Consider the following 12,877-nt stretch of genomic DNA (forward strand, 5'->3'; position numbering starts at 1 on the left):
AGTTCCGGCACGCGAAGGCCGGTGAGCTGTGCGAGCGGTTCGACGTGCTGCACCTGGTCGAGGGGGACGCGGTGACGGCGACCGTGCCGACGTACCGCGGTGAGGGACACACCTTCCTGTGACGCCCGGATCTACAGGGGCGTGACGTACGCGCCGGAGATCCCGCCGTCCACCAGGAAGTCGGTGGCGTTGACGAAGGAGGAGTCGTCGCTGGCCAGGAAGGCGACGGCGGCGGCGATCTCCTCCGCCTCGGCGAACCGGCCGACCGGGACGTGCACCAGGCGGCGGGCGGCCCGCTCGGGGTCCTTGGCGAACAGCTCCTGCAGGAGCGGGGTGTTGACCGGGCCCGGGCAGAGCGCGTTGACGCGGATGCCCTCCCGCGCGAACTGCACGCCCAGTTCGCGGGACATGGCGAGCACTCCGCCCTTGGACGCCGTGTAGGAGATCTGGGACGTGGCGGCGCCCATCCTCGCCACGAAGGACGCGGTGTTGATGATGGAGCCCTTGCCCTGGCGGCGCATGTAGGGGATCGCGGCCTTGCAGCACAGGTAGACGGAGGTGAGGTTGACCTCCTGGACCCGCTTCCAGGCCTCCAGGCCGGTCTCCAGGATGGAGTCGTCGTCGGGCGGGGAGATGCCGGCGTTGTTGAAGGCGACGTCCACGCTGCCGTAGGTGTCGAACGCGGTCTTGAAGAGCGCCTCGACCTGGTCGGGGTCGGTGACGTCGACCCTCACGTAGATCCCGCCGACCTCCTCGGCGGCTGCCTTGCCGCGGGTTTCGTCGACGTCGCCGCAGACGACGTGCGCGCCCTCGGCGGCGAGCCGGCGGGCGGTGGCGAGGCCGATGCCGCTGCCGGCTCCGGTGACGACGGCGGTGCGGCCGACCAGACGGCGGCAGATGGTGGTTTCCTCGGTCATGTGCGGCTCAGGCCTCCGTACTGATGAAGACGTTCTTGGTTTCGGTGAAGGCGGTCAGGGCTTCGGGGCCGAGTTCGCGGCCGATGCCGGACTGCTTGAAGCCGCCGAAGGGGGTCCAGTAGCGGACGCTGGAGTGGGAGTTGACGGACAGGTTGCCGGCCCGGACGGCCTGGGAGACGCGCAGGGCGCGGCCGACGTCGCGGGTCCAGACGGAGCCGGAGAGGCCGTAGTCGGTGCCGTTGGCGAGCGCCACGGCCTCCGCCTCGTCCTCGAAGGGCAGCACGACGGCGACCGGCCCGAAGACCTCCTCCGCCGCCACGCGCGCGTGCGGGTCGACGCCGGTGAGGACGGTGGGCGGGAACCAGAATCCGGCGCCTTCCGGGGTCTTGCCGCGGATGCCTTCGGCCCCCGGGGGCACGTACGAACGCACCCTCTCCAGCTGGGCCCTGGAGATCAGCGGGCCCATCTGTGTGCCCTCGTCGGCCGGGTCGCCGACGACGACGGACTCGATCGCGGGGGCGAGGAGCCCGAGGAATCGGTCGTAGGCGCTGCGCTGGATGAGGATGCGGGTGCGGGCGCAGCAGTCCTGGCCGGCGTTGTCGAGGAAGGCCATGGGGGCCGCGGCGGCCGCCGCCTCCAGGTCGGCGTCGGCGAAGACGATGTTGGGGCTCTTGCCGCCGAGTTCCAGGGTGACGCGCTTGACCTGTTCGGCGCACAGTGCCATGACGCGCTTGCCGACCCGGGTGGACCCGGTGAAGACGATCTTGGCGACGCCGGGGTGCCGTACGAGGGAGTCGCCGGCGATGTCGCCGCGCCCGGGCAGTACCTGGAAGAGGTGCTCCGGGAGTCCGGCCTCCAGGGCGAGTCCGGCGAGCCGCAGTGCGGTGAGCGGGGTGGTCTCGGCGGGCTTGAGGACGACGGCGTTTCCCGCGGCGAGGGCCGGGGCCGTGCCCCACGCGGCGATCGGCATGGGGAAGTTCCACGGCGCGATGACGCCGACGACGCCGAGTGGTTCGAGGATGGTGACGTCCAGGCCGCCGGCGACCGGGATCTGCCTGCCCGCCAGCCGCTCCACGCCACCGGCCGCGTAGTCGAGCAGGTCGCGCACGTTGCCCGCCTCCCAGCGGGCGTTGCCGATGGTGTGTCCGGCTTCGCGGACCTCCAGGAGCGCGAGTTCCTCGAGGTGTTCGTCGACGACGGCGGCGAAACGGCGCAGCAGCCGCGCCCGGTCGGCGGGCGCGAGGGCGGCCCATGCGCGCTGTGCCCGGGCGGCCCGGTGGACGGCGGCGTCGACGTCCTGTTCGACGGCGCCGGGAACGGTCGCGATCACCTCTTCCGTCGCGGGGTTGAGGACGTCGAGTTCGTACGGTTGCGACACGTGGTGCCTCACATGCGTTCGAAGGAGCGGCGCAGCTCCCAGTCGGTGACCGCGGCGTCGAAGGCGTCGAGTTCGACGCGTGCCATGTTGCGGTAGTGCGCGACGACCTCGCTGCCGAAGGCGGCCTCGGCGATCGCGCTGTTCTCCCAGAGTTCGGCGGCCTCGCGCAGGGTGGTGGGGACGTGCTCGAAGTCGGCGGTGTAGGCGTTGCCCGGGCAGGGCTCGGGCAGTTCCAGCTTCTGCTCGATGCCGTACAGTCCGGCCGCCACCAGTCCGGCGACGGCGAGGTGCGGGTTGACGTCGCCTCCGGGCAGCCGGTTCTCGAAGCGCAGGGAGCGGCCGTGGCCGACGACCCGGAGCGCGCAGGTGCGGTTGTCGTGGCCCCAGGCGACGGCGGTCGGGGCGAAGGAGCCCGGCTGGAACCGCTTGTAGGAGTTGATGTTCGGGGCGTACAGGAGGGAGAAGTCGCGGAGGGCGGCCAGCTGGCCGGCGAGGAAGTGCCGCATCACCTCGGACATGCCGTTCTCGCCGTCCCCGGCCATGGCGTTGCCGCCGTCGGCGTCGGCGAGCGAGAGGTGGATGTGGCAGGAGTTGCCCTCGCGCTCGTTGTACTTGGCCATGAAGGTCAGGGACATGCCCTCCTGGGCGGCGATCTCCTTGGCACCGGTCTTGTAGATCGCGTGCTGGTCGCAGGTGACGAGGGCCTCGTCGTAGCGGAAGGCGATCTCGTGCTGGCCGGGGTTGCACTCTCCCTTGGCGGACTCGACGGTCAGTCCGGCGCCGGCCATGTCGTTGCGGATGCGGCGCAGCAGGGGCTCGATGCGGCCGGTGCCGAGGACGGAGTAGTCGATGTTGTACTGGTTGGCGGGGGTGAGCCCTCGGTAGCCGGTGTCCCAGGCCTGTTCGTAGGTGTCCTTGAAGACGATGAACTCCAGCTCGGTGCCGACCTGGGCGGTGTGGCCGAGTCCGGCCAGCCGCTCCAGCTGGCGGCGCAGGATCTGGCGGGGGGCGGCGACGACCGGGGAGCCGTCGTTCCAGGCGAGGTCGGCGATCACCATGGCCGTGCCCTCGTTCCAGGGGACGCGGCGCAGGGTGGTCAGGTCGGGGTGCATGGCGAAGTCGCCGTAGCCGCGGTCCCAGGAGGACATGGCGTAGCCGTCGACGGTGTTCATCTCGGTGTCGACGGCGAGGAGGTAGTTGCACCCCTCGGTGCCGTGGTGGAGGACCTCGTCGAGGAAGAAGCGTGCGGCGAACCGCTTGCCCTGGAGCCGCCCTTGCATGTCGGGGAAGGCCAGGACGACAGTGTCGATCTCACCGCCGGCGACGAGGGTGTGCAGCTCCTCGACGCTCAGCGGGGGTGTGCGGTCTGCCACGGGAGAGCTCCTTCGGCTTCTTCGCGCTTTTTCGGCCGGGCCGGGAGCCATAAGGTATTGCCGAGAACCATTGCTTGGGAAGGGGGGCGCGGCCAGATGCCAGTGGATGCCGACAGCGGTCCGGGCGACCGGCTCGGGCCGGTGCTGCGGCCGGTGCGGGCGGGCAACGGCTTCGAGGAGGCGCTGGAGCAGATCCTGCAGGTGGTCCGGCTGGGTCTGGTGCCGGGCGGGGGACGGCTGCCCGCCGAGCGGGAACTGGCGGAGCGGCTGGGCATCAGCCGGGTGACCCTGCGGGAGGTGCTGAAGGTGCTCCAGGACCAGGGCCTGGTGGAGTCCCGGCGCGGGCGGTACGGCGGAACGTTCGTGCTGCCGCGCACGGAGGCGGGCGGCGAGGACGAGCTGCGGCGCCGGATCGCCGAGGTCGACGTCGAGGACGTGCTGCGCTTCCGCGAGGTGCTGGAGGTGGGCGCGGCGGGCCTGTGCGCGGCGCACGGGCTGACCGGCGGTCCGGCGACCCGGCTGCGCGAGGCGCTGGCCCGCACGCACGACGCGCCGCTCGCCGAGTACCGCCGCCTGGACACGCTGCTCCACCTCACGCTGGCCGAGCTGTGCGGTTCACCCACATTGGCCGCACAGTACGCGGCCGTCCGGGCGACCGTGAACGACCTGCTGGACTGCATCCCGCTGCTGGTCCGCAACCTCGAGCACTCGCAGCGGCAGCACACCGCGCTGGTCGAGGCGGTACTGGACGGGGACGCGGACGGGGCGCGGGAGATGATGCGGGAGCACTGTGCGGGGACGGCGGCGCTGCTGCGGGGTTTCCTCGCATGAGCAGCCTCTGAAAAGCTGTCCCCGCAAAGGTGTGACGGTGAACCATTCGAGCGCCGGGAGGCCCGCGTGACCGGACGACCGCTGATCGGCGTGAGCACGTACCTGGAGGCCGGGGCGCGCTGGGGTGTCTGGGAGCTCGAGGCGGCCCTGCTGGCGGCCGCCTATCCCCGTCTGGTGCAGCGGGCCGGGGGGCTGACCGCCATGCTCCCGCCCGACGATCCCGCGCACGCGCCGGCCACGGTGGCCCGGCTGGACGGCCTGGTGATCGCGGGCGGCCCCGACGTCGACCCGGCCCGCTACGGCGCCGCACGCTCCCCCCGCACGGGGCCGCCCGCGCCCGAGCGGGACGCCTGGGAACTCGCCCTGATCGACGCGGCGCTGGACGCGCGCGTCCCGCTGCTCGGCATCTGCCGGGGCATGCAGCTGCTGAACGTGGCCCTCGGCGGCACGCTCGTACAACACCTCGACGGCCACGCGGAGGCGGTCGGCGTGTTCGGCGGCCACCCGGTCAAGCCGGTTCCGGGCACCCTGTACGGCGAGGTCGTGCCGGAGGAGACGACCGTGCCCACCTACCACCACCAGGCCGTGGACCGGCTCGGCGAGGGCCTCGTCCCCTCGGCCCACGCCGCCGACGGCACGGTGGAGGCCCTCGAGCTGCCGTCCGCCGACTGGGTACTGGGAGTGCAGTGGCACCCGGAGATGGGCGAGGACCTCAGGGTCATGCGGGCACTGGTCCGGGCGGCGTCCGGCCCGTCAGCCCCGTAGCGCTCCCGAGCCGGCGGCGAGACGCTTCCTGAGCCATGCCAGGGCCGCCTCTCCCTGCGCCCGCTGGAAGGCACGGAGCGTGGGGATGCCCGGGGGCGGGGACTGCAGCGAGTGACGCAGGAAGTAACCGGTGAGGGCCGCCAGGGTGGCGGTGACCGCGGCCGGGTCGGCGTCCCGGCCCACCGGATGCGCGGTGAACAGCTCCTCCGGGTCCGGCCCGCCCTGCGCCCGTACGCACGGCAGCATCACCAGCAGGTCGAACCACGGCGCGGCGCGCACGGCGTGCGGCCAGTCGACGAAGACGACGCCCTGGCCGTCCTCCGCACCGGTGAGGAGGATGTTGTCGGCACGCAGATCGGCGTGCGCGAGGGTGTCACCACAGGCCGCCCGGGGCCAGGTGCCGGCGAGTCCGGCGAGTTCGGGAAGACGGGCGACGGCCCAGGGGTCGAGGCGTCCGGTGAGGTCGTCCTCCGCCCCGTCGAGCAGTTGCCGCCAGCCGTCGAACGGGCCAGCCAGGGCCTCACCCACGGGTGGGGCGGCGACGGGCGACGGGGTGAGGCCGCGGCTCAGCTCGCCGACGGCGCCGAGGACCAGCCGGAGCTCGGCCGGCCGCCACGGGACGTGGGGCTGGCGCCCGGCGACGTCCTCGAAGACCAGGGCGACCCAGGTGCCGTCGTCGTAGGTGCCGAGCAGCCGGGGCGCGGGGACGGTCTCCGGGAGGGCGGCGGCGTTTCGGGCCTCGGCACGGTGCATGGACGGGCTGTGCGGGTTGGTGTCCGCGCTGACCGCCTTGACGAAGGCGCGCCGCCCGGCGGCGGTACGGACCCGCGCCGCCACGCCGGGCGAGAAGCCCCCCGGCTGGGTCACGGCATGGACGACGGGGGCACCGAGCAGGTCGGAGACGGCACCCGTGACGGTGGCGGGGAGTTTCTCCCAGGGGGCACGGACCCCTGTGGCGGGCGGGGCGGTGGAGGCCATGCGCCATGGTGGCGAGCGCGGGGAAGGGTGCGCCAGCGGATTTCCGCTCGTCCGACTCCGGCGGTGCGGGTGCCTCAGGTCGGGCGGTCGGGCCGGGAGCGGGTCAGGGAGAGCAGGTCCCGGGCGGGGCCCACCGGGCGGTGGCCGGCCGGCCAGACCGCGCGCAGATCACGCCGGAGCTCGACGCCCTCCAGCGGGATGCTCACCAGGCGGCGCAGGGACAGTTCCTCGCCGACCGCGAGTTCGCTCAGCACCGCGGGTCCCGCCCCGCTGACCGCCGACGCCTTGACCGCGGTGGTCGAGGACAGCTCGATCAGGGGGCGGGCCAGACCGCCCAGGGCCGCGTCCAGGACCTGGCGGGTGCCGGAACCCTTCTCCCTGAGGATCAGCGGGGTGGACGCCAGTTCCCGGGCCGCGAGGGGGCGCCGGCGGCGGGCCCACGGGTGGGCCGGTGCCGTCACCACGATCAGCCGGTCATGGGCGATCACCGCGGAGTCCAGGCCGGACGGCACCGACAGACCCTCCACGAAGCCGACGTCGGCCTCGTCCGCGAGCAGTCGCTCGGCCACCGCGGCCGAGTTCCCGGCGAGCAGTGACACCGCCGTGTCCGGCCGCCGGGCGCGCAGCGCGATCAGCCAGCCCGGCAGCAGGTACTCCGCGATGGTCATGCTCGCCGCCACCCGCAGCCGGGAGTCCCGGCGGTCCCTGAGCGCCTGGGCACCCGCGTCGAAGGCCTCCGCCGCCTCCACCACCCGCCGTGCCCAGTCGGTGACCAGCGCGCCCGTGTCCGTGAGCCGGGAGCCGCGCGGCGACCGGTCCACGAGGGCCACGCCCAGCTGGCGCTCCATGGACCGGATCCGGCTGCTGGCCGCGGGCTGGGTGATGCCGACCTCCCGGGCCGCCGCCCCGAGGCTGCCCAGGCGCGCGACCGCCAGCAGCAGTTCCAGCGCGCCCAGGTCGGGCACGCGGTGAGACAGCGCCCCGGCCCCGCGCCGCTTGCCGGCCGTTTCCCTCGCCTCGCTCATAAGGCCAGCTTATGCGCCGGTCACCGCGCGGCACCGGGCGCCCACAGCGCTTCGGCCAGCACCCGCGGAGCCTCGGCCAGTGAGGGCCCGTACCAGGTCAGGTGCCGTCCCCCGACAAGTGCGCAGCGCAGCCCCGGGAACGCCTCGGGGCCGTCGTCCGCCGTGAAGCGGTACGGCTCGTCGGGCAGGACCACCAGCCCGGGTTCTGCGGCCCGCAGCTCGTCCAGGGTCACTCGGGGGTAGCGGTCGGGGTGCGCGGCGTAGAGGTGGTCGACGCCCAGCCGGGCCAGCACGTCACCCGCGAAGGTGTCCCGGCCCAGCACCATCCACGGGCGGCGCCAGATCGGCACCACCGCCCTCGTACGACGATCCGGCGCCGGTGGCGCCGCCCAGGCGGCTTCCGCCTCGTCCAGCCACCGCGGCCGGGCCCTCGCCCCGCACGCCGTCAGCACCCGCTGCAGCTCCCGGAAGGCCTGCGGCACGTCCCGCACCTCCGTGACGAGGACCGTCAGGCCCGCCGCGCGCAGGGCGTCGAGGTCGGGCGCGCGGTTCTCCTCCTCGTTGGCGATCACCAGGTCGGGCGCGAGGGCGGCGACGCGGTCGAGCCGGGGGTTCTTGGTGCCGCCGACACGGGTGACGTCGAGGTCCGCCGGATGGCTGCACCAGTCCGTGGCGCCGACGAGCACGCCGGGCAGGGACACGGCGACCGCCTCGGTCAGGGAGGGGACGAGGGAGACGACCCGCATTCCTCGCATCCCGAACCCCTAGCGCGACCGGTCCTTGACCGCCTCGATGTGTTCCGCCACCGCGACGACGATCACCCGGGTGTCCGGGACGGTGGCCCGCCAGCGGTGGCGGACGCCACCGGTGAGGTAGAGGGTGTCACCGCGACCGAGGCGATAGGCGCGCCCCTCGGCCTCGATCTCCACCGCGCCGTCGGCGACGTACATCAACTCGTCGTTGCGGTGCTGGAATTCGCGGCCGGCGTCATGGTCGCCGGTGATTTCGGAGGCGTGCAGTTGGTGGTGGCCGCGCACCAGGGAGCGCACCCGGGGATCGAAGTCGTTCTCCGTGATCTCGGCGCGGACGACGTCCACGCTGCATGCCGGATCGGCGGCGGCGAGGAGCTCGACGGCGGTGGTGCGCAGCGCGTCGGCGACCTTCTCCAGGGAGCCCGTGCTCGGGCGGGCCCTGTCGTTCTCGATCTGGCTCAGGAAGGGGACCGACAGGCCGCTGCGCTCGGCCACGACGGCGAGGGTGAGCTGCAGCGCGCGGCGGCGCCGCCGGACGGCCGCGCCCACCCGGAGGGGCTGCTGTTCTTTGTGGTCGCCCATCGCTCGGCTCCCTCCTTCGCTCGTCGTTGTTTTCCGACCGGGTGCCCCGCAGCGGGCACACCACTTCTGATGACTTCTCTGCACCCTACGCATGTTCGGCAAACCGTTTCACGCGGCCGCCACATCGATGTCATGTCGCATCGGTACGACCCTCACGGATCGCGCCAGTCCAGGAGCCTCCGGGCCCGTCGTGCCGGGGGGGCTCGCCCTCCGGGGTGAACACACCGACCGGACCGACCGGCGGCAGGTCGGCCGTCCATCCGGCCGCGCCCGGTGCCGGTCGGCCGCCGCTGACCTCCGTTCGGGACGCTGCATGGAAGCGTGAACTCCACTGCAGGCGCGTCGAGTTGGCGACCTGTCGAAGGACGGGGCGGCAAGGTGTGGGCATGGCCGCAACAGCGTGTGATTGGCCGGATCCTTACGGTAGGCGGGTGCGCGCCCGTGTGCCGCCCGCCCCCGGGTGCACCGGTCCGCCCCCGGGTCGCGGAAAGACCCGGTACGGCATGATGCGAGGCGTGACCGGACGACTGATGCTCCTCGACACCGCCTCCCTGTACTTCCGCGCCTACTTCGGTGTGCCGGACTCGGTGAAGGCGCCGGACGGCACGCCGGTGAACGCCGTGCGCGGACTGCTGGACTTCATCGACCGGCTGGTGAAGGACCACCGGCCGGACCACCTCGTGGCGTGCATGGACGCGGACTGGCGACCCGGGTGGCGGGTCGACCTCATCCCCTCCTACAAGGCGCACCGGGTGGCCGAGGTGCACGAGGCGGGACCGGACGAGGAAGAGGTGCCGGACACGCTCTCCCCCCAGGTGCCGGTCATCGAAGCCGTCCTGGACGCGATCGGCATCGCACGGGTCGGCGTCGAGGGCTACGAGGCGGACGACGTCATCGGTACGTTCACCGCGCGCGCCGGGGGGCCGGTCGACATCGTCACCGGCGACCGCGACCTCTACCAGCTGGTGGACGACGCCCGCGGGGTGCGGGTCCTGTACCCCCTCAAGGGCGTGGGGACGCTGCAGCTGACCGACGAGGCCTGGCTGCGCGAGAAGTATGGGGTGGACGGCAGCGGGTACGCGGATCTCGCACTGCTGCGCGGCGACCCGAGCGACGGCCTGCCGGGCGTGCCCGGCATCGGCGAGAAGACGGCGGCCAAGCTGCTCGCCGAGTTCGGCGACCTCGACGGGATCATGGCGGCGGTCCACGACCCGGGGGCCAGGCTCACGCCGTCGCAGCGCAAGCGGCTGGAGGAGGCCCGCCCGTACGTGGCGGTCGCCCCGAAGGTCGTCCGAGTGGCCGCCGACGTCCCGCTGCCGGACGTCGCCACGACACTGCCGCGCACCCCGCGCGACCCGGCAGGACTGGAGGGGCTTTCGGCACGCTGGGGACTGGGCGGTTCCCTGCAGCGGCTGCTGGCGACGCTCTCGTCCCGTGCTTGAGCGCAAGCTCTCGTCCCGTGCTTGAGCGCAAGGGTGTTTACTCCCCCCGAGTGATAACTTAGGTCAACCTAACCAATGGAGCCGAGCCGGGAGGCCGTCATGGCAGAACGTCCGGGACGCAATCCGCGGAAACCCCATTCAGCCCAGGTCGTACGCACGGAACGGCTGACCCCGCACATGCAGCGGGTGGTGCTCGGCGGCGCGGGGCTGGCGGACTTCGCCGCGGACACCTGCACCGACCACTACGTGAAGCTCCTCTTCCCGGCCGAGGGCGCGACCTATCCCGAGCCCTTCGACGTGGAGCGGATCCGTGCGGAGTTCCCGCGCGAGCAGTGGCCGGTGACCCGGACGTACACGGTGCGCACCTGGAATCCCGAAGAACGCGAGATGACCCTGGACTTCGTGATCCACGGCGACGAGGGACTGGCCGGGCCGTGGGCGGCGCGCGTCCAGCCGGGCGAGACCGTGCACTTCATGGGTCCCGGCGGGGCGTACGCACCGGACGTGAGCGCCGACTGGCATCTGCTCGCCGGCGACGAGAGCGCCCTGCCCGCGATCGCCCGCTCCCTGGAGGCCCTGCCCGAGGGAACGAGGGCGCACGCCTTCGTCGAGGTCACCGGCCCCGAGGAGGAGCAGAAGATCGACTCGGACGTGCAGGTCGTCTGGCTGCACCGCGGCGACCGGCCGGTCGGCGAGGCGCTGGTGGAAGCGGTACGGGCGCTGGAGTTCCCGCAGGGGCGGGTGCACGCCTTCGTGCACGGCGAGGCGGGCTTCGTGAAGGAGCTGCGCCGGCTGCTGCGCGTCGAGCTCGCCCTGCCCCGCGAGGACCTGTCGGTCTCCGGCTACTGGCGCCTGGGGCACAACGAGGACGGCTGGCAGGCCGCCAAGCGGGAGTGGAACGCACGGATCGAGGCGGAGCAGGAGGGCGGCGCGGCGGCCTGACCCTCGCGACGGCACGCGGCGGCGCCCATGAGGGCGCCGCCGCTGTCGTTTCGGGGGAGCGCGCCGGGGCGTGAGGACTTGGGCCCGCACCGGACACGTCGGCGTGACGCGGTGGAAACAGCCGCTGCCTAATTTCTGTCGCCCGACAGGAACTCGATTCCTCCCCTGCGCGCCCAAGGCAGGTGCCGCCGTGACGACAACCGACGACCGCTCCCTCCACGACCTCTCCCTCCAGGAGTTCGGCTACCGCCAGGAACTGCACCGCAGCCTCGGCCGGTACGCCTCGTTCGCCGCCGGGTTCTCCTTCATCTCCGTCCTGACGACCGTCTTCCAGTTCTTCGCCTTCGGCTACTCCTTCGGTGGGCCCGTCTTCTTCTGGGCCTGGCCGGCCGTGCTGCTCGGCCAGCTCGCGGTCGCCGCGTGCTTCGCGGAGCTGGCCGCGCGCTACCCGATCTCCGGCGCGATCTACCAGTGGTCCTCACGGCTGTCGACCCCCGCCTTCGGCTGGTTCGCCGGCTGGATCATGGTGATCGGGCAGATCGTGGTGGTCGCGGCGGCGGCGCTGGCCCTGCAGATGGTGCTGCCGGCGCTCTGGTCCGGCTTCCAGCTGATCGGCCACGACCCCTCGCCGGTCTCCGCCGACGGCGCCGCGAACGCCGCGGTGCTCGGCGTCGTCCTGCTGGTGCTGACGACGCTGGTCAACGTCGTGGACAACCGCGTGATGTCCGCGATCAACCGCATCGGTGTGACCGCCGAGATCATCGGCGCCGCGCTGATCGTCGTCCTGCTGCTGACCCACGCGAAGCGGTCCCCCGGGATCACCTTCCACACCGGGGCCGCCACACAGAACGGTCTGTTCGGCGCCCTGCTGGTCGGCTCGTTCACGGCCGCCTACGTGATGATCGGTTTCGACAGCGCGGGCGAGATGAGCGAGGAGACCCACCACCCCCGCCGCACCGCTCCCCGCACCATCCTCACCGCCCTCGGCGCCGCCGGACTGCTCGGCGGGCTGGTGGTGCTCGGCGGGCTGCTCGCCGCGCCCAGCCTCACCGACGGGCACCTCGCGGTCGACGGACTGAGCTACGTGCTGACGAGCAGCCTGGGCGACGGGGTCGGCCGGGTCCTGCTGGCCGACGTGGTGGTGGCGATCGCGGTGGCCACGCTGGCGATCCAGACGGCGGCCTGCCGGATGCTGTTCTCCATGGCACGCGACGGCCGCCTGCCCTTCTCCCACCGGCTCGCCAGGGTCAACCCCCGCACCGGTCAGCCCGCCGCCCCGGCCCTGGTGGTCGGCCTCCTCGCGGCGGCCCTGCTGCTGCTGAACTTCACCTCACCCGACGCCTTCCTGGCCATCGGCACCACCTGCATCGTGATGCTCTACCTCGCCTACGCGATGGTCACCGGCCCCCTGCTGCTGCAGCGCCTGCGCGGCCGGTTCACGGCCGGCGGCACCGACGAGGCCGGCGAGCCCCTGTTCTCCCTGGGCCGCTGGGGTGTCCCGGTCAACGCGGTCGCCTTGCTGTACGGCCTGGTCATGACGGTCAACCTGGCCTGGCCGCGCGCGGCGGTGTACGACCCCGCGGGCGGGCACTGGTACTTCCAGTGGTTCACGGTCCTGTTCCTCGCCGGGACACTCGCGGCCGGGGCGGCCTACCGGGCGTACCGTGCGCGCACGGCGCTGGTGGAGCCGGAGACGGCGGAGCCGGTGCCCGCTTAGGGCTCCGGCGGTCCGCCGCTCGCCGGCGCGGCGGTGGACCCCGCCGGCGCGACGGTGGACCGGCGGAGCCCCGGCGGACCGGCAGGTCCACGCCGATCCCATGACCGCGGCCCGTCGCCCTCCCGGGTACCGGACATGACACCGGATCCCCGACCTCGCGGCAGCACCTCACGGG

Annotated in this window: 12 protein-coding genes; 5 read left to right on the forward strand and 7 right to left on the reverse strand. The window is 73.0% G+C overall.

What is annotated here, in order from left to right; translation table 11 throughout:
* Positions 1-131: 131 nt before the first annotated feature.
* From ACWC21_RS07840 to ACWC21_RS07850, 3 genes are read right to left on the reverse strand one after another with little or no spacing between them, the layout of a single operon-like run.
* Positions 132-917, reverse strand: coding sequence for a 3-oxoacyl-ACP reductase (locus ACWC21_RS07840; protein ID WP_450879195.1), 786 nt, complete (start codon positions 915-917; stop codon positions 132-134).
* Between the two features lie 7 nt (positions 918-924).
* Complete coding sequence (locus ACWC21_RS07845; RefSeq protein ID WP_450879197.1) at positions 925-2,295, reverse strand: aldehyde dehydrogenase family protein; 1,371 nt, start codon at positions 2,293-2,295, stop codon at positions 925-927.
* 8 nt (positions 2,296-2,303) lie between these two features.
* A complete protein-coding gene (locus ACWC21_RS07850; protein WP_450879199.1) occupies positions 2,304-3,668 on the reverse strand; it encodes a glutamine synthetase family protein in 1,365 nt (454 codons plus the stop codon).
* A 96-nt stretch (positions 3,669-3,764) separates the two neighbouring features.
* Between ACWC21_RS07850 and ACWC21_RS07855 the strand changes: the two genes are divergently transcribed.
* Together ACWC21_RS07855 and ACWC21_RS07860 are read left to right on the forward strand one after the other, a co-directional pair.
* The gene (locus ACWC21_RS07855) at positions 3,765-4,499 is read left to right on the forward strand and encodes a FadR/GntR family transcriptional regulator (RefSeq protein WP_450879201.1); all 735 of its coding nucleotides are present in this window, start codon (positions 3,765-3,767) and stop codon (positions 4,497-4,499) included.
* Positions 4,500-4,565: 66 nt separating this feature from the next.
* A complete protein-coding gene (locus ACWC21_RS07860) occupies positions 4,566-5,264 on the forward strand; it encodes a gamma-glutamyl-gamma-aminobutyrate hydrolase family protein (protein ID WP_450879203.1) in 699 nt (232 codons plus the stop codon).
* Here ACWC21_RS07860 and ACWC21_RS07865 read toward each other — a convergent pair.
* The 4 genes from ACWC21_RS07865 to ACWC21_RS07880 all read right to left on the reverse strand — a co-directional run bounded on the left by ACWC21_RS07865 (position 5,253) and on the right by ACWC21_RS07880 (position 8,601).
* Positions 5,253-6,242: an aminoglycoside phosphotransferase family protein gene (locus ACWC21_RS07865; RefSeq protein WP_450879205.1), complete on the reverse strand. Its 990-nt coding sequence runs from the start codon at positions 6,240-6,242 to the stop codon at positions 5,253-5,255. The genes ACWC21_RS07860 and ACWC21_RS07865 overlap by 12 nt on opposite strands.
* Positions 6,243-6,316: 74 nt before the next feature.
* On the reverse strand, positions 6,317-7,267 hold the full coding sequence (locus ACWC21_RS07870) for a LysR family transcriptional regulator (RefSeq protein ID WP_450879207.1): 951 nt from the start codon (positions 7,265-7,267) through the stop codon (positions 6,317-6,319).
* A 20-nt stretch (positions 7,268-7,287) separates the two neighbouring features.
* Positions 7,288-8,013, reverse strand: a complete 726-nt coding sequence (locus ACWC21_RS07875; protein ID WP_450879357.1) for a helical backbone metal receptor — start codon at positions 8,011-8,013, stop codon at positions 7,288-7,290.
* An 18-nt stretch (positions 8,014-8,031) separates the two neighbouring features.
* Complete coding sequence (locus tag ACWC21_RS07880) at positions 8,032-8,601, reverse strand: helix-turn-helix domain-containing protein (RefSeq protein WP_450879209.1); 570 nt, start codon at positions 8,599-8,601, stop codon at positions 8,032-8,034.
* Between the two features lie 506 nt (positions 8,602-9,107).
* Between ACWC21_RS07880 and ACWC21_RS07885 the strand changes: the two genes are divergently transcribed.
* The 3 genes from ACWC21_RS07885 (at position 9,108) to ACWC21_RS07895 (ending at position 12,702) form a co-directional block, all read left to right on the forward strand.
* Complete coding sequence (locus tag ACWC21_RS07885) at positions 9,108-10,043, forward strand: 5'-3' exonuclease (protein ID WP_450879359.1); 936 nt, start codon at positions 9,108-9,110, stop codon at positions 10,041-10,043.
* Positions 10,044-10,142: 99 nt separating this feature from the next.
* Complete coding sequence (locus ACWC21_RS07890; protein ID WP_450879211.1) at positions 10,143-10,985, forward strand: siderophore-interacting protein; 843 nt, start codon at positions 10,143-10,145, stop codon at positions 10,983-10,985.
* A gap of 190 nt (positions 10,986-11,175) precedes the next feature.
* Positions 11,176-12,702, forward strand: coding sequence for an amino acid permease (locus tag ACWC21_RS07895; protein WP_450879213.1), 1,527 nt, complete (start codon positions 11,176-11,178; stop codon positions 12,700-12,702).
* Positions 12,703-12,877 lie beyond the last annotated feature (175 nt).

This window comes from Streptomyces sp. NPDC001348, assembly GCF_053597535.1.